Source organism: Aquihabitans sp. McL0605 (assembly GCF_049993875.1).
Taxonomy (GTDB): domain Bacteria; phylum Actinomycetota; class Acidimicrobiia; order Acidimicrobiales; family Iamiaceae; genus Aquihabitans.
Genome location: NZ_CP188252.1, coordinates 3,941,668 through 3,963,462, shown reverse-complemented (window position 1 = coordinate 3,963,462; position 21,795 = coordinate 3,941,668). Strand labels below are relative to the sequence as shown.

The following is a 21,795-nucleotide window of genomic DNA, read 5'->3' as shown; positions in this document are numbered from 1 at the left end:
CCCAAACCGCCGACCGGGCTCAGGGGTGGGCGGTGAACTCGGCGGGGTGGCGGCCGAGGGGGCCGGCGTCGATCGGCCACGACGGGCGGTGGCCGGCGATGCGGCCGGCGAGCGGTACCCGCCGGACCGCGCCCCAGGCGGTGGCGCCCGGCACCAGCTCGGCGGCGGTGATCGATGGTCCTCCCGCCGGCGCGGGCCCGAACGAGGGGTTCGCCTTCACCACGTTCGACGCGCCCACCAGCGAGCCGCGCACGTCGGCGGCCGCGCCGTCGCGGACCTGGCGGACCAGCGCCCGGCAGGTGGCCGCGGCCAGGAGGTGGCCGATGCCGTGGTCGAGCGCCTGGGCCGGCAGCGGCGTGGGCCGATCGGCGCCGGCCGCCTCGGCACCGGCGGCGGCGATGCCCGTGCTCATCTGCACCAGGCTGTCGAAGCCCCGGCGCCCGGCCCACGGGCCGCGCCAGCCGTAGGCGTCGTGGGTGACGGTCACGATCGACGGGTTGAGGGCCCGCAGGCCGTCGGGGCCGTAGCCCAGGCCAGCCATGGCGCCCGGCCGCAGGCCGCCCACCACCACGTGGGCCTGGGCGACGAGCCCCTCGAACCGCTCCCGGTCACCGTCGTCGGTGAGGTCGAGGGATGCGCAGCGCTTGCCAGCGGTCGATTCGGGGAGCAGGGCCGGCACCTCGTCGAAGCCGGGCGGGTCGATCCGGAGCACGTCGGCCCCGTAGGCCGCGAGGTACCGGGTGGCGACCGGCCCGGCGATCACCCGCGTGAGGTCGAGGATCCGGATGCCGGAGAGCGGCAACTGCCCCACCGGCTGGGAGAGGTCGGGCCCGGTCCCCCCGGAGAAGGGGACCGGGGCACCGATGACCACGGGACGCTCGTGGGCGGTCGCCTGACCGGCCGGGTGGGCCTCCCACTCGTCGATCGTCCGCAGGGCGGCGGCGCATCCGCCGGCCGCCACGACCGCCGCCTCCAGTTCGTCGGCCTTCCAGCGCGCCACCTCGGCGGCCACCGCCTCCCGGTCGGCGGCCGTGCCGAGCACCGCCAGGGCGGCCCGCAGGTGGTGGCGGTAGTTGGTGTGCAACCGGATCCATCCGTCGGCCGAGCGGTAGTCGCCCGCCACCGGGTCCCAGATGGGCGGCAGCTCCCAGCCCACCGGGGTCAGCAGGCCCTCGAACCAGAACGAGGCCGACGCGGCGAGCCGGTCCACCGTCACGGCTGCCGGGGCGGCCGCACCCGTCCGGGCCGCGGCCAGCTCCGACACGGCCAGGGCGGCGACGCCCACGGTGGCGGCGGCGAAGCCGGTGACGTCGTAGATCGAGGGCAGCACCGCCGTGGGCCCGGTGATCTCGAGGTGTTCGAGGGTGGCGGCGTCGCCACCGAGGTCGGTCCACAGCGGCATCGTGAGGTCGTGATCGGTCATGCCTCCATCGTGCGGGCCCTTCCCTTTTTGATCAACGTTGATTATCGTCAACGTTGATGAGTGGACGACTGACCGCCAACGAGGTGGCCGAGCGGCTCGGCGTCGAGCTGGCCACCGTGTACGCCTACGCCAGCCGCGGGTCGCTGACCCGCCACGCCGGCCCCGACGGCCGCAGCTCGGCGTACGACGCCGACGAGGTGGAGCTGCTGGCCCGCCGGGCCCGGCCGCGCTCGACGCGCCGGCGCCCCGGTGCGGTCGACGTCGTCATCGGCACCACCGTCAGCGAGATCGGCGACGGCTGGGTCCGCTACCGCGACCACGACCTCATCGACCTGGTGACCTGGGCCCGGTTCGAGGACGCCTGCCAGCTCCTCTGGACCGGCGACCTGGCCGAGCCCGAGCCGACCCCCGATCCGTCCGACGGCAGCGAGCGCGACCGGCTCGCGGTGGTCGCGGCCGTGGAGCGCGCCACCGCCGCCCTCCCCTCGCAGGCTCCCGTCACCGCCCGGCTGGTCACGGGGGCGGCGGCGGCCTCGCCGTGGATCCCCCGGGCCACCACCACCGAGTCGTCGGTGCTCGGCGCGTCGCTCGTGGTCGAGGCCCTGATCGCCTCCCTCCCCCTCCTGGGTCGCGCCGCGCCCGACGGCGCCTCGGTGGCCGGCCGCCTGTGGCCCCGAGTGTCGGAGCAGGCACCGACGCCGGCTCGGCTCCGAGCCCTCGACACCACGCTGGTGCTGCTCGCCGAGCACGAGCTGGCCACCAGCACCCTGGCCGTGCGCGTGGCCGCATCGACCCGGGCCAAGCCGGCCGAGGCCGTGATGGCCGGGCTGGGAACCGCGAGCGGTCCGTTCCACGGCCGCGCCGCGGTCCGGGTCCACCGCCGCCTGGCCGAGGGGCTGGGCCCCAGCTCCGCCGACGCCCTGGGCGGCTTCGGCCACCCCGTCCACGAGGTGGGCGACCCTCGCTTCGCCCCCATGCTGGAGCGCGTCCTCGCCATCGCCAGCCCCCGTCGCCGTGAGGTCATCGAGCGCTACGTGGCGACTCCGCCCGGCGCCGAGCCGCCCAACTGCGACGCCGCGCTGGGCGCGCTGGGCTTCGCCGCCGCCGGCGAGCCCGGGATCACCGAGGCCATCTTCGTGATCGCCCGCACCGCCGGCTGGCTGGCCCACGCCTTCGAGGAGGCCGACGAGGTGCCGGTGCGGTTCCGCGGCCGCACGCTCTACCGCGGGCCGCGCTGAGCGCGGCGCGCTACCGGGCGGTGGGCACCCAGTTGCCGTGGAACCCGAGCGGGATGCGCGCCGGGATGTGCACGCGGGCGACGGGGCCCTCGGTGGGTGCCGACGCGTCGAGCACCACCAGCTCGCTGGTGCCGTGGGCCACGTCGGTGACGAGCGTGAGGTACCAGCCGTCGTCTTCGGCGGCGGTCTGGTGGCGGGGCACGAACACGGCCTCGCCCGCGGTCTGGCCGGGGCCGAAGTCGATGATCTCGCGGCCGCCGTTGGCGCGGTCGTAGCGGACGAGGGTGCTGGTGGGCCAGGCCAGCTCGTCGTCGGTGTAGCCGAGCCCGGCGGTCAGGGCGTAGCGGTGGCGGCGGCCGACGAGGCGCTCGTCGACGCGCGGGAACTCCACGGGGTGGTCGTCGAGCTGCTCCTCGTGGGCCTTGCCGCTGGTGCGGTCGAAGGTCCAGCGCCAGAGCTCGGGCACGCCTTCGTCGGGGCCGTTGCGCACCTTGTCGAACATGCGCGGGTGGCGGGCGACGTCGATGACCACGGTGTCGCCGTCGTCGAACGCGTTCACCGGGTGGAACACGTAGCAGGGCTCGACCTCGAACCACTGCACCTGTTCCGGGCTCCCGTAGAGCGGCATGATCCCCACGCGGGCGCCGTAGCCGGGGTCCCAGGCGTACGGGAAGCGGGCCCCGCCCATGGCGTCGTCGAGGTTGAACGTGACGGGCAGGTCGTAGATGACGACGCTGGTCTCGGTGATCGAGCAGTCGTGCACCATGGGGTTGCCGGGGACGGGCACGTCGACGCGGTGGCGCATCGTGGCGTCGGGCCCGACGACCAGGTACTCCACCACGTCGGGGCGGGCCCAGTAGTAGTTCACGGCGTGCAGGTCGCCCGTGACCGGGTCCTTCTTGGGGTGGGCGGTGAAGCCGTTCGGAAAGGTGCCGTCGAAGGTGCCGAAGCACACGGTGTCGAGCTCGTCGGTGAGCTCCGCGGGCGGGCCCCCGGCCTCGACGATGGCGAAGGTGCGCCCGGCCAGCCCGATCACGTTGGTGTTGGCCGTGTCGCCGAACGACCCGGCTCCCGGCACCCGCTCCTCGCCCAGGGCATCGGCCACGGCGGCGCCGCGCACCCAGCGGTTGCGGTACCAGTCGGCCTTGCCGTCGCGGAGGCGCAGGCCGTGGACCATCCCGTCGCCCAGGAACCAGTGGTAGGTGGCCGGGTCGACCTCGCCGATCGGGTTGGGCCCGTTGCGGAGGTAGCGACCGTCGAGCTCGGGAGGCAGCGTGCCGGTGACCCGCAGGTCGACGGCCGTCTCCTCGGTGGTGACCGGGGCGTAGGGCCCCGACAAGAAGCGGTTGGTGGCGGTGTCGGTCATGGCAGTTCCCCTTGCAGCAGCCCGATCGCCCCATTGTGCCCCGAGCGCGGCGAAGGGAGGGCCGAAGCCCTCCCTTCGCGACGATCAGCAGCCGGCAGGCGCCGGCTCAGATCACTTGGCCAGCTTGGGAGCCGGAGCTTCCTTGTTGACGACCTTCTTGAAGGTGGCACCGATGGTGACCTTGGGAGCCGTCTTGGCCTTGACCGGCACGGCCTCGCCGGTGCGAGGGTTGCGAGCCGTGGTGGCGGGCTTCGCGACGCTCTGGAAGGTGAGGAACCCGGTGAGCGCGATCTTGTCGCCACCGGTGACACCGGCGAGGACGACCTCTTCGAAGGCCTTCAGCACGGCAGCGGCCGTGGTCTTGTCGGTGCCTGCCTGAGCGGCGACCTGGTCAACGAGCTCGGCCTTGGTGATGTTGGCCACAGCCAACCTCCTGGTTTGTAGGGGTAATGCGACCCGCACCGTAGGCGCGGGGCCGTCAGACGCCAGTATTTCCAGCTGCTGACCCGTTTTGGGGGATACCCCTACGATTGCGGCCGTGCTGGAGGACGGGACCTACGACGTGATGGTGGTCGATGCGACCGAGGGACCGCAGGCGATCAGCGTCGAGCTGACCGTCCTGAGCGGCCCCCACAAGGGCGAGCTGATCACCGTGAACGCCATCGGCCTGCAGCGCGATCCGCTCGACCTGCTGGCCGTGCCCGGCACCGTGCTGGTGGTCGGCGGCCAGCCGCACCTCACGCTCGAGGGCTGACCGTCCGGCGTCAGAACAGCAGCTCGAGCAGGGTCCAGGTGCCGAGCAGGGCGAAGATCGCGGCACCCACGTAGTTGACCCGGTGCAGCGGCACCCGCCGCACCAGCTCCTGGCCGAACACCACGGCGATGCCGGCGACGCACGCCAGCGCCAGCCACGCCCCGATGGCGGTGGCCACCGGCTGGCCGCTCTTCGCCGCCAGGCTGGCGGTGGCGATCTGCGTGAGGTCGCCCCACTCGGCCAGCAGGATCACGCCGAAGCTGCCCACGACCGCAGCCCGCACGGTGGTCCGCTCCGCCACGGCCTCCTCCTCGGGCTCGGCCTCGGCTCGGCGCCCGGCACGGAACAGCAGGACCGCGCCGCCCACGAACAGCACCCCGACGATCAGCTGCACCAGCGTGCCGGGGAGCAGCCGCAGCAGGCTCCCCGCGGTGACGGCCACCACCACGTGCAGGGCGAAGGCGGCGACCACCCCCAGCCAGACCCAGCCCGGCCGGCGGAAGCGGGTCACCAGCACGATGGTCGCGAACATGCTCTTGTCGGGCAGCTCGGCCGGGAAGATGGTGACGAAGGCTTGGAGCAGGGCGTGGATCGACATCAGTTCGGTTCTCCGATCGGACCCCGACCAGAGCTGCCTCCGGCCGAGGCCACAGCAGTGGCGCAACAGCCGAAGGTCTCGCCCGCCTGGCGGACCAGGCCCACCCGACCGGGCGCCGGAGCACCAGTGTGTCGATCGGATGATTGGGGGCTACTCCCCTTCGCAGCCGGCACGCTAGGCGCCAAGATGTCGGGAGGATGAATCGTGTCCGAGCATCCACCGCTCGCGCTCGGCCCGGGTGTTGCATGGACCCCGGTGACCCACCGCCCAGCCGTCAGCGCTCCGGTCCGTTGCAGGACCCGCAGATGCCGATGGCTGCCGACCGCCCAGGGGGCTCTGTGACCGCACTTCCCACTTCTGTTCCGTCGCGTCCTCGGACCTACGTGCTCGACACCTCGGTGCTGCTCGCGGATCCGCAGGCGCTCGAGCGCTTCGACGAGCACGCCGTGGTGCTGCCCATCGTCGTGCTGATGGAGCTCGAGGCGAAGCGCGACCATCCCGAGCTGGGCTGGGCGGCCCGACAGACCTTGCGACGCCTGGAGCGGCTGCGGGTCGAGCACGGCTCGCTCACCGAGGCGCTGCCGGTCAACGAGCACGGCGGCACCCTGCGCGTCGAGCTGAACCACCAGTCCACCGAAGGCCTGCCGCCCACCCTGATGGCCATCAACAACGACCACCGGATCCTGGCGGTGGCCCACAACCTGCGCAACGACGGGCTCGACGTCACGGTGGTCACCAAGGACCTGCCGCTGCGCCTCAAGGCCAGCATCGTGGGCCTCGAGGCCGACGAGTACCGCAACGAGCTGGCCGCCGACACCTCGTGGACCGGATTCGTCGAGCTCGATGTCGAGCCCGACGTCATCGACGAGCTGTTCGAGCACCGCGAGGTCGACCTGGTCGAGGCGGCCGAGCTGCCGTGCAACACGGGGGTCGCCCTCCACGCCGGCTCGCAGTCCGCGCTGGCCCGGGTCCACGCCGACAAGTCGCTGCGCCTCATCCGCGGCGACCTCTCGCTGTTCGACGTCGTCGGCCGCAGCGCCGAGCAGCGCATCGCCCTCGACGTGCTCGCCGATCCGTCCATCAGCATCGTGAGCCTCGGCGGCAACGCCGGCACCGGCAAGAGCGTGATGGCCCTGGCCGCCGGGCTCGACGCCGTCCTCGAGCGCCGCACCCACAAGCGCATCTTGGTGTTCCGCCCGCTCTACGCCGTCGGCGGCCAGGACCTCGGGTTCCTGCCGGGCGACAAGGACGAGAAGATGGGCCCGTGGGCGGGCGCCGTGTTCGACGCCCTCGAGTCGATCGCCGGCCCCGAGGTGGTCGAGGAGGTCATGTCGCGCAACCTCCTCGAGGTCCTGCCGCTGACCCACATCCGGGGCCGCAGCCTCACCGACACGTTCGTGATCATCGACGAGGCCCAGAACCTGGAGCGTCCCGTGCTGCTCACGGCGCTGAGCCGCCTGGGCGAGGGCAGCCGGGTGGTGCTCACCCACGACGTCGCCCAGCGCGACAACCTGCGGGTGGGACGCCACGACGGCATCGCCTCGGTGATCGCCGCCCTGCGCGGCCACCCGATCTTCGCCCACGTCACCTTCACCCGGTCGGAGCGCTCGGCCGTGGCCGCCCTGGTCACCAGCCTGCTCGACGACCCCCGCGCCTGACCCTCCCCCGGTCACCCCAGTCCCTCCGTCCCACCATCCCTCCAAGGTCACGAACGTCCTGTGCGAACCGTTGCTGGGCAACCGTTCGCACAGGACGTTCGTCCACTGCGGGGTTAGCGGACGGGGAAGGTGACCGTGGCCTCCTGCTCGGTGAAGCGGTCGAGCTTCACGGTGATGGTCAGCGACCAGGTCCCGGCCAGGGGCAGGTCGGTGGCCACGAGCTGGAAGTGGCCGGGCCCCGCCGACACCGGGGTGCGGTCGAGCGGACCGACGTCCTTGCTCGGCAGCGACAGGCTCATCTCGGCGGTCTTGTAACGGCTGTCGGGTCCGCCGCCGGCCTTGAGGATGTAGGCGTGGATGTCGTTGCGGCCCACCTTGGACGGGTCGACGATCACGTTGACCGTGCCGTCGCCGAGGGGAGCCGTGACCGAGATCGGGCCCTTGTCGACAGCGTCCTTGGCCGGGGTGACGTTGGCGAGGACCGACGTGAGCATCAGCACCACCACGATCAGCCCGACCTCGAGCCGGATCAGGCGCATGAGCGTGGTCCACGCCCGACGGTCCTCCGCCGGCGGATCCTCGATGGCCGCGGCCGCCACCCTCGGGACCAGGCGGTACCGGTTCCAGCCGGCGGCGGCGAGGATCACCAAGACGGCCGCCACCTTGGCCAGCAGCAGGCGCCCGTAGAGGGTGGTGGTGAGCGCCTTGAGCCCGCCGACCTCGATCCAGCCGAGCACGACGCCCGCCACGATCAGCACCGACGCGGTGATGGCCGCCCAGCCGGAGAAGGTCGCCACGGCCTCGGCCGCGCCCAGCGGGTCCTCCTCGGCACGCCGCCGACGAACCGCGTAGATCACCGCGACCAGGCCACCGAACCAGACCGCGGCCGCGCCCACGTGCGCGAGGTCGGCCAGGTAGCCCACCACCGCCGGCGACATCACCCTGGTGTGCCCGGTGAGCACGAAGCCCACCGGCGCGATCACGGCGCCGGCCAGCGCCACCTTGCGCGCGGCCCCCTCCCAGGGGAGCCCCGACGTGATGATGATCGCCAGCAGGCCGACCCCCACCACGAGCGCGGCCCAGCCCATGCCGTCGGCGATCGAGAGCTTCAGCACCGCCGCCTCGCCGATCGCCCCCAGGCCCCGGCCCGTGGCCAGCGCCCCCTGCAACGGGACCTGGAGCAGGATCGCCAGCAGGGCGATCACGCTGGCGATGGTGGTGCCGCGGCCGACCGGTGACGGGTCGCCGTCGCGGCGCAGCGCACTCCCGATCAGCACGTAGCCGGCGGCCCCGAGCGTCCCGATGTACGCCAGGGCGCGCAGCACCGCGTCGAGCTGCTGGTAGGTGCGGTCGTTGCCGCTGCCGAACGCCTTGTCGGCCACCCCCGCCTTGAGCGTGCTCTCCTGGCCGATCGAGAAGGTGAACGAGCTGTACACCGGGTGGCCGTCCGCGGAGACCACCCGCCAGGCCACCACGTAGGTGCCGTCGGCCAGCCCGCCCTGCAGGGGCACGGACACGTCGGCCCCCGACGCGGACGCGGCGCCGGAGTCGACGCGCTTGCCCTGGGCATCGAGCACCCGGACGCCGTCGGGGCGCAGCGAGACGTTCTCGGAGAACTGCATCGTGACCACGTCGGGGGCCTTGGCGACCACCGAGCCGTCGGCCGGATCGGTGGACAGGAGCTCGGCGTGGGCCGAGGCTGCCATCGCCGGGATCAGCGACGCGAGGAGGACCAGCGCGCCCGCTGCGACCGCACGCCGGATCCGCACTGCAGGGAAGACAGACATCGATCGGGCAGGCTAGGGCCACGACGTGGTCAGAGGGCGCCGGGACGGCTGCGACCGGCCCGAGTTGAGCAGGTGGCCCGGTCGGCCCTACGATGGCACGTCCGCACGACGAGCCTGGCCAACCAGGTCGCCGCTCCCTTTGGGAAAGATCAACACACCATGTCGAAGAGCGACAAGCGCCCGATCATCAAGCTGAAGTCCACTGCCGGGACCGGCTACACGTACGTGACGCGCAAGAACAAGACCAACACCCGTGAGCGCATCGAGCTCATGAAGTACGACCCCCGGGTCCGCAAGCACGTGATCTTCAAGGAAGAGCGCTGATCCACCCGGCCTGAGCACCGCTCGGGCCCCTCAGCACGTCGACGATCTCGCCTTCGGGCGGGATCGTCTCGCGTCCGGGCTCAGGTCGCGAGGCACCTGTCCAGGCCCCGTGGCGCGCCTGCGTTCGCGCGCCGCGTGAACCATCCACCACATGCACGCGCGCCCCTTCTACGATTTTCTGTGCAGGGGATCTCTCACGGCCGTCTGGGGAACCGATGGGGCAGCAGGCAGCGATCTACGGGCTCGACATCGAGACCGACACCACCGAGGACGGCCTCGACCCCGCCGTCGCTTCGGTCCGCGCCATCGCGCTGTCGGGCCGGGCGTTCGACGACCTGTTCGTCGGGGACGAGACCGACCTGCTCCGCGCCCTCGACGCCCGCCTGGCCGCCCTGCCCACCGGCGTCGTCGCCACCTGGAACGGCAGCGCCTTCGACCTCCCGTTCCTGGCCGACCGGGCCCGCATCCTCGGCATCGACCTCGGGCTGAAGCTCCGCCTCGACCGCCGCCTCACCCTCCACCGCGCTCCCCTGCCAGGCCACGCCGGGGCCTACCGCGCCGGCTGGCACGACCACGGCCACCTCGACGCCTTCCGCCTCTACGGCGCCGAGACCAACGCGGCCCAGCGCCTCTCCCTGCGCTCGCTCGGTCGCCTGGTCGGCATCGGCGGCTCCGCGGTCCACCCGAGCCGCACCCAGACCCTCTCCAACGAAGCGCTCCACGCCTGCGCCCCCAGCGATGCCCGGCTGGCCCGCGTGCTGGTCGAGCGCCGCTGGCCCGGTGCGGCCCGCATGATCGACCGGGTCGAGTGGGACGAGGCCGAGCCCGTGGCGGTGGCCGCCCAGCGCCTGGCGCGCCAGGACCGCCAGCCGCCCACCGTGCTGCAGCCCGCCATCGTCACCTACTGAGCCCGGGTTCGCTGTCACCCCCTCGGGGCAGACTGGCTCCACGAGGTTCGCCGTCCCCTCTGCCCATCGGGCCAGGACCGCCGGAAGTCCCCACCGCTCCGGAGGTCCCCCATGTCCTGGTCCACCCCGTCTGCTCCCGACGCGTCCTCGGCCCGCCCGCCGCTGGCCGCCATCGCCGAATCGATCCACCACGGAACCGCCGACGATCCGGTGGCCCGGTTGGTCTTCGTCCGCTTCGAGCCGTCCGAGTCGCTGAGCCTCGGCTTCTGGGACCTGCCGCCATGCGGCGGCCATCCGCTCGAACCGCTCGTGGGCTTCGTCGCCCCGCGCTCGTGGGATGCGCTGGGCGTGGTCACCAGCGGCCGGCTGCACGCGCTCGACGCGCCGCGGTCGGCGCCGCGCCCGGTGGTCTCCACGGTGCTGGCCCACCGCGACGGATCCGTGGCCAGCGTCATCGACGGTGATGCCGGCTCCCTGCAGGTGATCGAGGATCCGCCGGTGGGCCTGGTGCCCGACGTGCTGGCTCGAGCGCTCGGCCGCCCCACCCCTGCGCCGGACCACGCCGTCAGCGCCTTCGTCGATGCCACCTGGCTCGACCGCCTCGCCGCCGGGCTCCTGGCGCGCCCCTCGCACGGGCGCGCGTGGCGCTGGTTGGCCGACCGCCACCCCCTGCGCGGCGGGGGCCCGGTGCCCGCGCCAGAGGAGCTGGCGGCGCGGGTGGCGGCGTACGCCCAGCACCGGTCGTGGGCCGACCTGCGCGAGCAGCACACCGAGACCCCGCTCCCGGCGGCCACCCTGGGCCCACCAGACGGCACCGTGCTCGCCGCCGGCGCCTGGTTCGACGACGGCTCCCTGTCTCGGTGGTCCATGCGCCACCTGCCCCCGCCCGAGGCGCTGGTCCCCGACCTGCTGGCCGTCCTCCCGGCCGACACGGGCGCGGCGCTGCTCACGGCCCTGGGCGGCGACTGCGCCGCCTGGGCCTCGTGAACGGGGGCCTAGAGCCCGGCGCGCTCCATGGCCTCGGCCCAGAGCTTGCGGTACTCCGACGCCGCCAGGCTGCGCGGCGCCCCGAGCACCGCCGGCACCTGCTCCTCACCCATGCGGGCCACGGCCGAAGACGTGGGGATGGCGGCGTTGAGGAAGCGCCCGCTCGTGAGCACCTCGGCCTCGATGCGCCGGTGCATCGGCAGGTTGCGGTCGACCATGCTGAGGAACGGCGCCACGATCTTCGGCGACGCCGCCTTGGTGTCGGTGAGGAACTCCTCGTAGCGGGCCAGGGCCCGGAACGGCAGCGGCTCGGGCACCACGGGCACCAGCAGCAGGTCGGCCACGTTGGCCACGGCCTCCACCACCGGGCTCAGGCCGGGCGGGCAGTCGATGATCACCACGTCGGCGTCCTTGTCCACGCCTGCGATCAGCCGCCGCACCAGCTTGGTGGGCTTGGTGCTGGCCCACAGCACCTTGTCGACCTCTCGCACCGACGAGTCGGCGGGCACCACGGCCAGGTTGTCGACATCGGTGGTGCGCGCCACACCGGCCAGCCCGTCGCGCGTGCCGCGGAACAGCTTCGACGCCCCGCCCTTGAGCTTCTGCTTCAGGTTGAGGCAGTACGTGGCCGCGCCCTGCGGGTCGAGGTCCCACAGGATCACGCGCCAGCCCTCGCTCGCCGCCAGGGCAGCCAGGTTCACGGCGGTGGAGGTCTTCCCCACGCCCCCCTTCAACCCGGTCACCGCGATCACGCGCACAGGGCCCATCATGGCCGCTCGGCGGCCACCTCCGAGCGATGGGTCAGGGCGCGTCGGCCCAGGTCAGCCGTTGTAGTCCTTCAGCAGTGCCGTGGCGTCGGCCTCGGCCTTGGCCAGCGAGGAGTCGACGGGCGCTCCGTTGAAGAGCACCTTCTCGAGGGCCCCCTGGAGGATGTCCTGGAACGCTGGGTACGGGCCGATCAGCGGGCCGGAGCGGTCGGGATCGGCGGTGGCCAGCTGGTCCACCGCCGGCTTCAGCAGCTTGCCGTCGAGCGTGGTCTCCTGGAACTTCGTGATGGCGGGGCTGCCCTCGATCTCCTTGAGCACCGGAAGGTAGCCGCCCTTGGTGTGCCAGATGGTGGCGTTCTCGGGCTTCAGCATGAACTTGAGGAAGTCCCACGAGGCCGCCTGCTGGGCGGGGCTCGAGGTGTTCATGATGTAGAAGGCGCCGCCCGATGCGTAGATCTGGCCGGGCTGCTTGATGCCCGGGTACTCACCCGAGCCGGGCACGATCTTCTTGCCGTCGAGCGCCGTGGTGTCGATCTTCACCCCGCTCGTGTTGTTGAGGTCGCCACCCAGGGCGGCGGCGATGGTGCCCGACGCCGTGGAGGTCTCCACCAGCATGGAGCTGTCCTCGTTCACCAGCGCGAGGTAGTGGTCGATGCTGCCGTCGGTCACCGGGAAGGCGTTCAGCAGGCCCTCGTCGTCCATGCGCTTGAGGTCGCCGAACACCTCCTTGGCGGCCGGCGAGTCGAAGGTGGCGGCGGTGGCGGGCTTGGTGCGCCCGTTGTTGTTGTTGACCATGTCCTGGCCCACGCCCGACAGCCACGTGGAGATGAACCACTGGTCGGCCTTGAACGAGAACGGCTTCTTCGAGACGCCCGCGGCCTTCAGCTTCTTGGCCGCGGCCTCGATCTCGGCCAGGGTCGTGGGCGGGTTCTCCGGGTCGAGCCCGGCCTTCTTGAAGTGGACCTTGTTGTAGTAGAGGATCGGCGTCGAGACGTTCATGTAGCCCGGGTAGAGCACGCCGTCCACGCTGTAGGCGGCACGGGCCGCCGGGGTGATCTGGGTGGGGTCGTAGCCGTCGGCCTCCATGCACGCTTCGGCGGGCAGCACCTGGCCCTTGTCGACCAGCTCGCCGAGCATGGTGTCCTCGAGGTACTGGATCTGCGGCACCTGCGAGGGCGTGGCCGCGGCGCCCTCGTACTTCTTCAGGCCTTCGGCATACGCGTTGCCCTGGTTGTTGGCGGTGACCACCACCTTGTCCTGGCTGGCGTTGTAGCGCTTGGCCATGTCGGTGAGCACGCCGAGGGCCGGGTCGACCAGGCCGCTGAACCACATGTTCACCTTGACCTTGCCCGAGGCCTTGGCCAGGGCGGCCACCGGGCACTCCTTCGGATCGACCTTGGCCGGGGTGTCGGTCCGGCCGGCACCGGTGCCCTTGGTGGTGGGCGGCGATCCGCAGGCCACCAGGCCCAGCAGGCCCGCCGCGATGATGCCCGCCACCACCCGACGGGTCTGGCGCACCCGGCGATCGGGACAGGGCGACGTCGATGGGTTGGCGTTGGCGTTGGCGACAGCCATGGGAACCTCTCGGGGATGGGTCACTTGACGGCGCCGGCCGTCAGGCCACGGATGATCTGACGCTGGAAGGCGATCAGCAACAAGATGACCGGCACCGCGGCCACGAGGGCCGCGGCGATGGCTTGGTTGGCGTTCGCCACCTCGCTGGCCGAAGCCAGGCGCAGTTGGATCTGCAGGGTGTTGAACGAGTTGGTCTCGATGACCGACCGCGGCCAGAGGTACTGGTTCCAGGCGGCGAGCGCCGAGATCACGGTGAACGCGGCGATCACCGGTCGGGTGAGCGGCACGGCGAACTTGGTGAGGAACGCCACGTGGCCGTAGCCGTCGAGCCGGGTGGCGTCCTGGATCTCCGACGGCAGGCCGCGGAAGCCCTGCCGGATCAGGAACGTGCCCAGCGCCGCCGCACCGAACGGCAAGACGAGGGCCTGCATGGTGTCGGTCCAGCCGAGCTGGCGGATGGTGGCCACGTTGCCCACCAGGGTGACCTCGATCGGCAGCAGCAGGGTGGCCATGAACAGGGCGAACAAGATGCGCTTGAACGGGAACCGCAGGAACACGAACGCGTAGGCGGCCATGATGGCGGTGGCCACCTGCAGCACGGTCACGCAGATCGTCATGATGAAGCTGCGCCACATGGCCGGACCGAGGTCGAAGCGGGTCCATGCCAGGGTCCACACCGTCGGCCCCACGAACAAGATGCACAGCGCGACGATGCCGAACGCCGTGAACGCGGCCATCACGAGCGCCACGCCGATCGACCGGCCGCCCGACGAGTAGCCCCACACCTGGGTGGCGGCCACCACGGCCATCGCCACCGCCACCACCACGGCGGTGCCACCGTCACCCTTGTGGAACGACTGGAACACGGGGCCCATGGCGACGGCGAGCACCACGGTGCCGCCGATGATGGCCACCAGGCGGGCCGGCGCCAGCAGCGACCGCCACGAACCACCCGACGCCACCTTCTGCAGCCAGGCGAACAGCAGCAGCACGATCACGGTGCGGAACACCAGCGATGCGATGCCGCCGGTGAACCACGTGCGGTCCTGCCACGACACCGCCACCGGGTGCAGGGGCCGGCCCTGGTCGACGTAGGTGAACGGGGGCGACAGGGCCTGGATCACGGTGAGCGCGATCGGGCCGAGCACCAGCAGCGAGAGCAGGGACAGCGACAGGTACGTGCCCGCCTTGCCCAGGGTCTTGCGCGCCGGGCTCTGGCCCATCTGCAAGACGGCGGCACCTTCACTCGTCGCCATAGTGAACCCTCCGATCCAAGATGGCGAACTGGAAGAAGGTGACCACCAAGGTCACGAAGAACAGGCCGACCGACAGCACGGCGCCCTTTCCGTAGTCCTGGCTCTGCTTGAAGATCTTGAACACGAGGGTCTCGGACGCTCCGGCCGGGCCGCCCTTGGTGATGATGTCGATCTGGGCGAACGCCTGGAACCCGTAGATCACCAAGATGACCAGCAGGAACATCAGCACCGGCGAGATCAGCGGCAGCGTGATGCGGGTGAGCCGGCGCCACGGGCCGTAGCCGTCGAGCTTCGCCGCCTCCATCACCTCGTCGGGCACCGCCTGCAACCCGGCCAGGACGATGACGAACGCCAAGCCCAGGTTCTGCCAGATGGCCGGCAGGGCGGCGGCGAACATCGCCATGCTCGACTCGGCCGCCCAGTTGACCCGGAAGTAGCCGACCGCCGGGTTGAACAGGAAGAAGAAGATGACCGACGAGACGGCCACCGAGCTGGCGAGCGTCGAGGAGAAGATGGCTTGGTACACCTTGATGCCCTTGAGCCGCCGGTGGGCGGCGACGGCGAGCAGCGTGCCGAGGATGAGGCCGGCGGGCACCGTGTAGAGCACGAACTGGAGGCTGTGCCACAGGCCCTGGCGGAACTCGCTGCCGGAGAGGACGTCCTTGTACTGGCGCAGCCCCACCTCGTTGTACGACGCGCCGCCCCGGACCGACTCGTAGGTGCCCCAGCTGAGGAGCCGCGAGAACGGCAGGTAGAAGAAGGCGACGAACACCGCCAGCGAGGGCAGCAGGAACAAGAAGGCGAGCCCCACCTCCTTGGCGTTGTACTTGCCGCGACGAGACCGCTTCGGGGCTTCGAGCACCGGAGGATCGTCGCTGGGCACCGCCATCGAGTCGGTGACGCTCATCAGTCGATCCGGGCGGTGGTGTTCGGGTCGAAGAGGTGGACGTCGGAGGCATCGACCGCCAGCTGCAGCGCGCTGCCGGGCTGGATCGACGACATGCCGACCTCGCGGACCACCAAGGTGGCGTCGCCGACCGACGCGGAGATCAGGCACTCGTGGCCGAGCCACTCGACGGCCCGCACGACCACGCCGAACGAGCCGGCGTCGGCGGTGCGCAGGTGCTCGGGGCGGACGCCGACCGTCACGGCGGTGCCGGCGGGTGGCGGCGACTGGATCCCCGCGGGCAGCGGCAGGGTGCCGCCCTCGATGTCGACCTCGGTGCCGCTGGCGGAGATGGTGCCCGGGAAGCAGTTCATGGGCGGCGTCCCGATGAACTGCGCCACGAACGTGTTGACCGGACGGGCGTACACGTCCTGGGGCGTGCCCACCTGCTGCAGCTTGCCCATCGACATGACCGCCACCCGGGTGGCCATGGTCATGGCCTCGACCTGGTCGTGGGTCACGTAGACCACCGTGGTGCCGACCCGGGCGTGGAGCTCGACGAGCTCGATGCGGGTCTGGGCCCGGAGCTTGGCGTCGAGGTTGGACAGGGGCTCGTCCATCAGGAAGACCTTGGGCCGCCCGACGAACGCCCGGGCGAGCGCCACGCGCTGGCGCTGGCCGCCCGACAGGGCCGCCGGCTTGCGCTTGAGGTACGGCTCGAGGTCGAGGACCCGCGCCGCCTCGGCCACCCGCTCGGCCCGCTCGGAGGCGCTCAGCTTCCGGAGCGCGGTGCCGGGACCGTCGACCTCGTACTTGCGCACGAGCAGCGGCGACTCGATGTTCCGCTGCACGGTCATGTGCGGATAGAGGGCGTAGGACTGGAACACCATCGAGATGTCTCGACGGGACGGGTCGACGTCGTTGACGATCTCGTCGCCGATCGAGAGCTTCCCCTCGGTGATGTCCTCGAGCCCGGCGATCATCCGCAACGCGGTGGTCTTGCCACAACCCGACGGGCCGAGGAGGACCATGAACTCGCCGTCTGCGATGGCCAGGTCGAGGTCATCGACCGCGGTGACCTCTCCGTAGCGCTTCGACACGTCGTCGAAGGTGACGCTGGCCATGCAACCCTCCCTGTCTGGACACCTTGGAGACGGACCCTACGGACCGTCGTGGAACCGCGGATGACGTGCGGGTTGCCGTGGCGTGACGACCGGCCAACCTGCTGGCGGTCACCCTAGGCCCTCGCGATCGGGTCGACGGTGAGCCTGTGCAGCACGGACGAGGGCCTTCGGTAGATTCGTGGGAGATCCAGCCCCCCAGATCACCCCCGGTCCCCATGGTCTCCTCCGCACTCGCCGATCGCAGCTACCACCCGCACGGGGGTGGGTACTCGCTCGAACCGGCGGCCGCCGGGCTGTACGCGGCGTTCGACCACGTCCCGGCCGACCCTCGTTCGCCGCGCTGCCCCCACTGCGTCTCCGGTGCCGACGTGGCCGCGCTGGCCGGGCCCGTGGTGGGGCTCTCGCCGGAGCTGGTGTCTCGGTTCGTCCGCAAGTTCGGCACCACGTGGGGCACCACCGAGGACCTGCGGCGGGTCACGCCGCGGATCCTCACGCTCGCTGCCGACCACCGCCTCGATGTCAGCCGCGCGCTGGTCTGGCACCAGCTGCGGGCCGCCGGCTGGACCACCTGGCCGCCCGACGAGGCCGACGCCGTCAACCAGTTCGTCCTGGCCGAGTTCACCCGCATGCTGCGCGTCGCCCCGCGCCCGGCGCACGTCGCCCACCGGTGGCTGGCCCAGGTGTCGGCGGGCATCGACGACATCTCCGGCTTCCTCACGGTGTGGCACGACTCGATCGGCCCGTTGCCCGACCCGGCGGTCTCGCGCACCGCGGTGGGCCACCTGGTCGAGCTGCTGACATCGAGCCCGCTGCGCCCCGACCTGCCCGCCACCATCGCCGACGTCTTGCCGCTCAACGCGGGTGCCGCCCACCAGCTGAGCGCGTTCCTCACCGGCCCGGGGATCGACCTCGACCTCCGCCGCGCCGCATCCGACCTGGCCGACACGCCGTCGTCCCGCCGGGTCAACGTGGCGGTCGAACGACTCCGCCGCTTCCGCTCGGCGTCCGAGCAGCGCGCCGTCCCCCAGGCGTTCTGACCGTCGGTCCCTGACGGCCGGCACCCGATGACGGGCGCCGTGGCGGTTCGTGTCGGACTAGCGGGACGAGACCTCGCCGTGGGCCTTGCACCGGGCGCGCCAGCCGTTGGGGCTGACGTTGACCGCGAGGCGCGTGCCGCACTGCGGGCAGAAGTGCGGCGGGTCGTACTCCCAGAGGCACCCGGCGCACTCGGCGACGGGCCGGCCGCAGCCCGGGCAGAAGGCGGCCGAGGCGTCGGTCATGGGACGGGTCAGATGACCTTGCTGAGCAGGCCGACGGGCATGCGCAGATCGTCGAGCATCTTGAGGTCCTCCTGCGGCGAGCGGCCGAGGTAGGTGAGGTAGTTGCCGATGATGAGCGCGTTGATGCCCGACGTCATCCCCATGGCCTGGAGGTCGCCGAGGGTGAACTCGCGGCCGCCGGCGTAGCGGAGGATCACCGTGGGAAGGGCGATGCGGAACATGGCGATCCAGCGGATGGCCTCGAGCGGCTCGACCGCGGGCAGGTGGGCGAACGGCGTGCCGACCATGGGCTTGAGGAAGTTGAGCGGGACCTCGGTGGGGTCGACCTCGCGGAGCTGGCCCAGCAGCTCGAGGCGCTGGTCGACGCTCTCGCCCATGCCGAGCAGGGCGCCGCAGCACAGCTCCATGCCGTTCTGGCGGACCAGCTCGCAGGTCTCCTCGCGCTCGGTCCAGTCGTGGCTGGTGACCACCTGCGGGAAGTAGCTCTTGGCCGTCTCGAGGTTGTGGTTGTAGCGGTGGACGCCACCGTCGGCGAGGCGCTTGGCCTGATCGGGCGTGAGGATCCCGGCGGAGACGGCCACGTTCAGCCCGGTCTCCTCGTTGATGATCGGCACCAGCTCGAGCAGGCGCTCCATGGTGCGCTCGTCGGGACCGCGCACGGCGAGCACGATGCAGAACTCGCTGGCACCGAGCTCGGCCGTCTCCCGGGCCGCGGTGAGGACCTCGTCGGTGTCGAGGAAGGGGGTGGCCTTCACGACGGTGTCGAACTTCGACGACTGGCTGCAGAAGTGGCAGTCCTCGGGGCAGCCGCCGGTCTTGGCGGAGAGGATGCCCTCGACCTCGACCTCGGGACCGCACCACGCCAGGCGCACCTCGTGGGCGAGCGCGGCGAGCGACGGCACCGATGCGTCGGGCACGTAGGCCAGCGCCGCGAGCTCGTCCGCGGTGAGCATGCGCCGCTCGTCGAGCAGCGCGGTCTCGGCGGCGCGGATGATCCGCCGGGCCTCGTCGGCGCTGAGCGGCTCCCGGGAGCCCTCGGCGGGGCGGGGCTTCCGCTGGATCTGGACCGGCTGCAGGGTGTCCGACATGGAGCCGGATCCTACCGACGCCACCCCGACCGACCCCAATGGGGACCGACCGTGTGACGAAGTACTCGTTGACAGATACTCCACATGGAGTATCTACTGTGGGACATGGCCCGGCGACAGCGCTCCAACCCCCTCGCCCTGGCGATCCTGACCGTGCTGCACGAGCAGCCGCGCCACCCCTACGACGTCGCCGCCACCCTCAAGACCCGCAAGAAGCACGAGAGCATCAAGCTCAACTACGGCTCCCTCTACAACGTGGTGGAGGCGCTCGAGCGAGACGGCTTCATCGAGGTGGTCGAGACCGTCCGCGAGGGCCGCCGGCCCGAGCGGACCATCTACGGCATCACCGACGCAGGCATGCGGGAGATGACCGACTGGCTGGCGGAGCTCGTCGCCAACCCCCAGAAGGAGTACACGCAGTTCGAGGCGGCCCTGTCGCTGCTGCCGGCGCTGCCGCCCGAAGACGCCGCCGACCTGCTCGAGGACCGGGTCCACGCCATCGACGTGGAGCTGGCCCGCTACCGGTCCGACCGCCACGTCTTCCAGGTGGAGCTGGGCCTCCCCCGGCTGTTCGCCCTGGAGGCCGAGTACAACGAGGCCCTCCTCGCGGCCGAGCGGGCCTACGTGTCCGACCTGCTCATCGAGATCCGCAAGGGCACGCTCGACGGCATCGACCTCTGGCGCACCTGGTACGGCCCCGGCGCCGTCTACGGCGAGCTCCCCGTCCCGTGGGAGCGCTCGGTCGCCCTCCCCGAATCGACCTGACCCGGCTTCGCTGTCAGACCCCCTTCGTACGATCGACCTTCCGGTCGAACAGTTCTGGTCCTCCACACCGTCCACCTCCCGAACACCACGCCCGACCTACCCGTCACCCATCCACACGCCACTGCAGGAGCACCCCCATGGCCCCCATCATCGAGGCTCGAGGCCTCACCAAGACGTTCGGCGACACGCATGCGCTCGCCGGGCTCGACCTCGTCGCCGAGTCCGGGCGCGTCACCGCCCTGCTCGGTCCCAACGGCGCCGGCAAGACCACCTTCATCAGCGCCGTCGCCACCCTGCTCCGCCCCGATGCGGGTGAGCTGCGGGTGGCCGGGATCGACGTCTTGGCCAACCCCAAGCAGGTCCGCCAGGTCATCGGCCTCGCCGGCCAGTACGCGTCGGTCGAGCCCGCCATGACCGGGCTCGAGAACCTCCAGATGGTCGCCCGCCTCTTCGGCCTCAACAAGACCGATTCGGCGGCCGCCGCGGTCGACGTGCTGGGCCGCCTCGGCCTGAGCGATGCCGGCGACAAGCTGGTGCGCGACTACTCCGGCGGCATGCGCCGCCGGCTCGACCTGGGCGCCAGCCTGGTGGGCCGCCCCCACCTGCTCCTGCTCGACGAGCCCACCACCGGGCTCGACCCGCGCAGCCGGGTCGAGCTGTGGGAAGCCATCCGCGGCCTCGTGGCCGACGGGACCGACGTCCTCCTCACCACCCAGTACCTGGAGGAGGCGGACCAGCTGGCCCGAGACGTGGTGATCGTCGACCACGGCCGGGTCATCGCCTCGGGCACGCCCGACGAGCTGAAGAACATGGCCGGCAGCGACGTGATCGAGGTCCGCCCCCGCAGTGCCACCGACCTCGATGCGGTGCGAGACGTGCTCGCCACCATCGGCTCCGAGGCCCCCCGAATCGACCGCGACACGCAGCGGGTCACCGCCGCCGTGACCGATGGCGCCAACCAGCTCAGCACGGTCGTGCGCCTGCTGGACGAGGGAGGCATCACCTCCGACGACATCGGCTTGCGCCGCCCCACCCTGGACGAGGTCTTCCTCGGCCTCACCGGTCAACCCATCGACAGTGCCGGACCCGACGACGACGCCGCCGACGCGGCCTGAACGGAGCACCACCATGACCACCACCTCCATCGACGGCACCATCCCCGGGGTCGCCGACACCACCACGGCCCGCTCCCCACAGGCTCCCGACACCACGACCGGCGCCGGCTTCGCCACCACCGCGGTCACCACGTCGCGCCGCACGGTCCTGCAGTTCTTCCGGACACCGCAGATCCTGTTCATGGGCAGCATTCAGGGCGCGCTGTTCCTGTTCATGTTCCGCTACGTGTTCGGCGGGGCCATCAACCTCGGCCAGAGCGGGCTCGAGTACGTCGACTTCCTCGTGCCCGGCTTCCTCGTGACCGTGATCCTCTGGACCGGCATGAGCGCCGCCGCCGGTGTGGCCGAGGACGCATCGACCGGCGTCCACGACCGGCTCCGTTCCCTCCCCATCCCCCGGGCCGCGGTCATGGCCGGTCGGTCGATCGCCGACGGCGCCCTCGTCGCCTGGGGCATCTTCGTCACCGCGATCATCGGCGTGCTCATCGGCTGGCGCCCCGACGGCGGCGCCGGCAAGGTGATCCTCGGGTTCGGCCTCATGCTGGTTGCCGGGTACTGCTTCACCTGGATCTTCATCACGATCGGCCTGATCTCGGGCAACGCCCAAGCGGCGCAGGGCATGTCGATGCTGGTGATCCCGTTCTCGTTCATCTCGAGCGCCAACGTCCCGGTGCAGAGCATGCCGGGCTGGATGCAGCCCTTCGCGGCGAACCAGCCGGTCAGCGTCATCGTCAACGCGGTGCGCTCGCTGATGGTGGGCGGGACCGACAAGCTCGGGATCGGCCACACCACCGGCTACTGGGTCCTGGTCAGCCTGGCGTGGTGCGTCGGGATCGTGCTGGTGTTCGGCTTCCTCGCCGTGAAGCGCTTCTCGAAGATGAAGTAGTGCCGGGGTC

Annotated in this window: 22 protein-coding genes; 10 read left to right on the top strand and 12 right to left on the bottom strand. The window is 71.6% G+C overall.

The annotated features are described in order from the left end of the window. Nucleotides 1-19: 19 nt before the first annotated feature. A complete protein-coding gene (locus ACPPVX_RS18305; protein WP_426572016.1) occupies nt 20-1,423 on the bottom strand; it encodes a CoA transferase in 1,404 nt (467 codons plus the stop codon). A 56-nt stretch (nt 1,424-1,479) separates the two neighbouring features. On the opposite strand from ACPPVX_RS18305, the gene ACPPVX_RS18300 reads away from it, so the two are divergent. Continuing rightward, nucleotides 1,480-2,661 (top strand): citrate/2-methylcitrate synthase, encoded by a 1,182-nt coding sequence (locus ACPPVX_RS18300; RefSeq protein ID WP_426572015.1) that lies wholly within the window; start codon nt 1,480-1,482, stop codon nt 2,659-2,661. A gap of 10 nt (nt 2,662-2,671) precedes the next feature. Here ACPPVX_RS18300 and ACPPVX_RS18295 read toward each other — a convergent pair whose 3' ends face one another. Then, nucleotides 2,672-4,027, bottom strand: a complete 1,356-nt coding sequence (locus tag ACPPVX_RS18295) for a carotenoid oxygenase family protein (RefSeq protein WP_426572014.1) — start codon at nt 4,025-4,027, stop codon at nt 2,672-2,674. Nucleotides 4,028-4,138: 111 nt separating this feature from the next. Beyond that, entirely contained in the window at nt 4,139-4,450 is a 312-nt protein-coding gene (locus ACPPVX_RS18290) for an HU family DNA-binding protein (protein ID WP_426572013.1), read from the bottom strand. A gap of 115 nt (nt 4,451-4,565) precedes the next feature. Between ACPPVX_RS18290 and ACPPVX_RS18285 the strand changes: the two genes are divergently transcribed. Further along, nucleotides 4,566-4,781: a hypothetical protein gene (locus tag ACPPVX_RS18285; protein ID WP_426572012.1), complete on the top strand. Its 216-nt coding sequence runs from the start codon at nt 4,566-4,568 to the stop codon at nt 4,779-4,781. Between the two features lie 10 nt (nt 4,782-4,791). Here ACPPVX_RS18285 and ACPPVX_RS18280 read toward each other — a convergent pair whose 3' ends face one another. Next, nucleotides 4,792-5,379: a TMEM165/GDT1 family protein gene (locus ACPPVX_RS18280; protein WP_426572011.1), complete on the bottom strand. Its 588-nt coding sequence runs from the start codon at nt 5,377-5,379 to the stop codon at nt 4,792-4,794. A 305-nt stretch (nt 5,380-5,684) separates the two neighbouring features. Here ACPPVX_RS18280 and ACPPVX_RS18275 point away from each other — a divergent pair, with 305 nt between their 5' ends. Continuing rightward, nucleotides 5,685-7,037, top strand: coding sequence for a PhoH family protein (locus tag ACPPVX_RS18275; protein ID WP_426572010.1), 1,353 nt, complete (start codon nt 5,685-5,687; stop codon nt 7,035-7,037). A 113-nt stretch (nt 7,038-7,150) separates the two neighbouring features. Here ACPPVX_RS18275 and ACPPVX_RS18270 read toward each other — a convergent pair whose 3' ends face one another. Then, nucleotides 7,151-8,824: a copper resistance CopC/CopD family protein gene (locus tag ACPPVX_RS18270; RefSeq protein ID WP_426572009.1), complete on the bottom strand. Its 1,674-nt coding sequence runs from the start codon at nt 8,822-8,824 to the stop codon at nt 7,151-7,153. A gap of 159 nt (nt 8,825-8,983) precedes the next feature. On the opposite strand from ACPPVX_RS18270, the gene rpmG reads away from it, so the two are divergent. From rpmG to ACPPVX_RS18255, 3 genes are all read left to right on the top strand, one after another. Beyond that, on the top strand, nt 8,984-9,148 hold the full coding sequence (gene rpmG, locus ACPPVX_RS18265) for a 50S ribosomal protein L33 (protein ID WP_426572008.1): 165 nt from the start codon (nt 8,984-8,986) through the stop codon (nt 9,146-9,148). Nucleotides 9,149-9,363: 215 nt separating this feature from the next. Continuing rightward, on the top strand, nt 9,364-10,056 hold the full coding sequence (locus tag ACPPVX_RS18260; RefSeq protein ID WP_426572007.1) for a hypothetical protein: 693 nt from the start codon (nt 9,364-9,366) through the stop codon (nt 10,054-10,056). Between the two features lie 111 nt (nt 10,057-10,167). Then, nucleotides 10,168-11,043: a hypothetical protein gene (locus tag ACPPVX_RS18255; RefSeq protein ID WP_426572006.1), complete on the top strand. Its 876-nt coding sequence runs from the start codon at nt 10,168-10,170 to the stop codon at nt 11,041-11,043. A gap of 8 nt (nt 11,044-11,051) precedes the next feature. Here the strand turns inward: ACPPVX_RS18255 and ACPPVX_RS18250 are convergent, their stop codons facing one another. Genes ACPPVX_RS18250 through ACPPVX_RS18230 form a run of 5 tightly spaced genes read right to left on the bottom strand, consistent with a single transcriptional unit; the run spans nt 11,052 to nt 16,651 of the window. Then, complete coding sequence (locus ACPPVX_RS18250; RefSeq protein ID WP_426575054.1) at nt 11,052-11,810, bottom strand: ParA family protein; 759 nt, start codon at nt 11,808-11,810, stop codon at nt 11,052-11,054. 54 nt (nt 11,811-11,864) lie between these two features. Further along, complete coding sequence (locus tag ACPPVX_RS18245) at nt 11,865-13,385, bottom strand: extracellular solute-binding protein (RefSeq protein WP_426572005.1); 1,521 nt, start codon at nt 13,383-13,385, stop codon at nt 11,865-11,867. Nucleotides 13,386-13,405: 20 nt separating this feature from the next. Continuing rightward, nucleotides 13,406-14,641 (bottom strand): carbohydrate ABC transporter permease, encoded by a 1,236-nt coding sequence (locus ACPPVX_RS18240; RefSeq protein ID WP_426572004.1) that lies wholly within the window; start codon nt 14,639-14,641, stop codon nt 13,406-13,408. Further along, nucleotides 14,628-15,548, bottom strand: coding sequence for a carbohydrate ABC transporter permease (locus ACPPVX_RS18235; RefSeq protein ID WP_426572003.1), 921 nt, complete (start codon nt 15,546-15,548; stop codon nt 14,628-14,630). Before ACPPVX_RS18235 ends, ACPPVX_RS18240 begins: the two co-directional genes overlap by 14 nt. Continuing rightward, nucleotides 15,548-16,651, bottom strand: coding sequence for an ABC transporter ATP-binding protein (locus ACPPVX_RS18230; protein WP_426572002.1), 1,104 nt, complete (start codon nt 16,649-16,651; stop codon nt 15,548-15,550). Before ACPPVX_RS18230 ends, ACPPVX_RS18235 begins: the two co-directional genes overlap by 1 nt. 215 nt (nt 16,652-16,866) lie before the next feature. On the opposite strand from ACPPVX_RS18230, the gene ACPPVX_RS18225 reads away from it, so the two are divergent. Then, entirely contained in the window at nt 16,867-17,688 is an 822-nt protein-coding gene (locus ACPPVX_RS18225) for a hypothetical protein (RefSeq protein WP_426572001.1), read from the top strand. 57 nt (nt 17,689-17,745) lie between these two features. Here the strand turns inward: ACPPVX_RS18225 and ACPPVX_RS18220 are convergent, their stop codons facing one another. Then, nucleotides 17,746-17,931 carry a hypothetical protein gene (locus tag ACPPVX_RS18220; RefSeq protein ID WP_426572000.1) on the bottom strand — a complete coding sequence of 62 codons (186 nt, stop codon included), beginning with the start codon at nt 17,929-17,931 and terminating at the stop codon, nt 17,746-17,748. A gap of 8 nt (nt 17,932-17,939) precedes the next feature. Next, nucleotides 17,940-19,019 carry a biotin synthase BioB gene (bioB, locus tag ACPPVX_RS18215; protein WP_426571999.1) on the bottom strand — a complete coding sequence of 360 codons (1,080 nt, stop codon included), beginning with the start codon at nt 19,017-19,019 and terminating at the stop codon, nt 17,940-17,942. 84 nt (nt 19,020-19,103) lie between these two features. Between bioB and ACPPVX_RS18210 the strand changes: the two genes are divergently transcribed. From ACPPVX_RS18210 to ACPPVX_RS18200, 3 genes are all read left to right on the top strand, one after another. Further along, the gene (locus ACPPVX_RS18210) at nt 19,104-19,784 is read left to right on the top strand and encodes a PadR family transcriptional regulator (RefSeq protein WP_426571998.1); all 681 of its coding nucleotides are present in this window, start codon (nt 19,104-19,106) and stop codon (nt 19,782-19,784) included. Nucleotides 19,785-19,921: 137 nt separating this feature from the next. Next, nucleotides 19,922-20,899, top strand: coding sequence for an ATP-binding cassette domain-containing protein (locus tag ACPPVX_RS18205; protein WP_426571997.1), 978 nt, complete (start codon nt 19,922-19,924; stop codon nt 20,897-20,899). A 13-nt stretch (nt 20,900-20,912) separates the two neighbouring features. Then, nucleotides 20,913-21,785: an ABC transporter permease gene (locus ACPPVX_RS18200; protein WP_426571996.1), complete on the top strand. Its 873-nt coding sequence runs from the start codon at nt 20,913-20,915 to the stop codon at nt 21,783-21,785. Nucleotides 21,786-21,795 lie beyond the last annotated feature (10 nt).

What these genes read in the sequence shown, in the direction of transcription:
- ACPPVX_RS18305 (WP_426572016.1), bottom strand. Translation starts at nt 1,423, where the DNA reads ATGACCGATCACGACCTCACGATGCCGCTGTGGACCGACCTCGGTGGC.
- ACPPVX_RS18300 (WP_426572015.1), top strand. Translation starts at nt 1,480, where the DNA reads ATGAGTGGACGACTGACCGCCAACGAGGTGGCCGAGCGGCTCGGCGTC.
- ACPPVX_RS18295 (WP_426572014.1), bottom strand. Translation starts at nt 4,027, where the DNA reads ATGACCGACACCGCCACCAACCGCTTCTTGTCGGGGCCCTACGCCCCG.
- ACPPVX_RS18280 (WP_426572011.1), bottom strand. Translation starts at nt 5,379, where the DNA reads ATGTCGATCCACGCCCTGCTCCAAGCCTTCGTCACCATCTTCCCGGCC.
- ACPPVX_RS18275 (WP_426572010.1), top strand. Translation starts at nt 5,685, where the DNA reads ATGCCGATGGCTGCCGACCGCCCAGGGGGCTCTGTGACCGCACTTCCC.
- ACPPVX_RS18270 (WP_426572009.1), bottom strand. Translation starts at nt 8,824, where the DNA reads ATGTCTGTCTTCCCTGCAGTGCGGATCCGGCGTGCGGTCGCAGCGGGC.
- rpmG (WP_426572008.1), top strand. Translation starts at nt 8,984, where the DNA reads ATGTCGAAGAGCGACAAGCGCCCGATCATCAAGCTGAAGTCCACTGCC.
- ACPPVX_RS18260 (WP_426572007.1), top strand. Translation starts at nt 9,364, where the DNA reads ATGGGGCAGCAGGCAGCGATCTACGGGCTCGACATCGAGACCGACACC.
- ACPPVX_RS18255 (WP_426572006.1), top strand. Translation starts at nt 10,168, where the DNA reads ATGTCCTGGTCCACCCCGTCTGCTCCCGACGCGTCCTCGGCCCGCCCG.
- ACPPVX_RS18250 (WP_426575054.1), bottom strand. Translation starts at nt 11,810, where the DNA reads ATGGGCCCTGTGCGCGTGATCGCGGTGACCGGGTTGAAGGGGGGCGTG.
- ACPPVX_RS18245 (WP_426572005.1), bottom strand. Translation starts at nt 13,385, where the DNA reads ATGGCTGTCGCCAACGCCAACGCCAACCCATCGACGTCGCCCTGTCCC.
- ACPPVX_RS18240 (WP_426572004.1), bottom strand. Translation starts at nt 14,641, where the DNA reads ATGGCGACGAGTGAAGGTGCCGCCGTCTTGCAGATGGGCCAGAGCCCG.
- ACPPVX_RS18235 (WP_426572003.1), bottom strand. Translation starts at nt 15,548, where the DNA reads ATGAGCGTCACCGACTCGATGGCGGTGCCCAGCGACGATCCTCCGGTG.
- ACPPVX_RS18230 (WP_426572002.1), bottom strand. Translation starts at nt 16,651, where the DNA reads ATGGCCAGCGTCACCTTCGACGACGTGTCGAAGCGCTACGGAGAGGTC.
- ACPPVX_RS18225 (WP_426572001.1), top strand. Translation starts at nt 16,867, where the DNA reads ATGGTCTCCTCCGCACTCGCCGATCGCAGCTACCACCCGCACGGGGGT.
- ACPPVX_RS18220 (WP_426572000.1), bottom strand. Translation starts at nt 17,931, where the DNA reads ATGACCGACGCCTCGGCCGCCTTCTGCCCGGGCTGCGGCCGGCCCGTC.
- bioB (WP_426571999.1), bottom strand. Translation starts at nt 19,019, where the DNA reads ATGTCGGACACCCTGCAGCCGGTCCAGATCCAGCGGAAGCCCCGCCCC.
- ACPPVX_RS18210 (WP_426571998.1), top strand. Translation starts at nt 19,104, where the DNA reads ATGGAGTATCTACTGTGGGACATGGCCCGGCGACAGCGCTCCAACCCC.
- ACPPVX_RS18205 (WP_426571997.1), top strand. Translation starts at nt 19,922, where the DNA reads ATGGCCCCCATCATCGAGGCTCGAGGCCTCACCAAGACGTTCGGCGAC.
- ACPPVX_RS18200 (WP_426571996.1), top strand. Translation starts at nt 20,913, where the DNA reads ATGACCACCACCTCCATCGACGGCACCATCCCCGGGGTCGCCGACACC.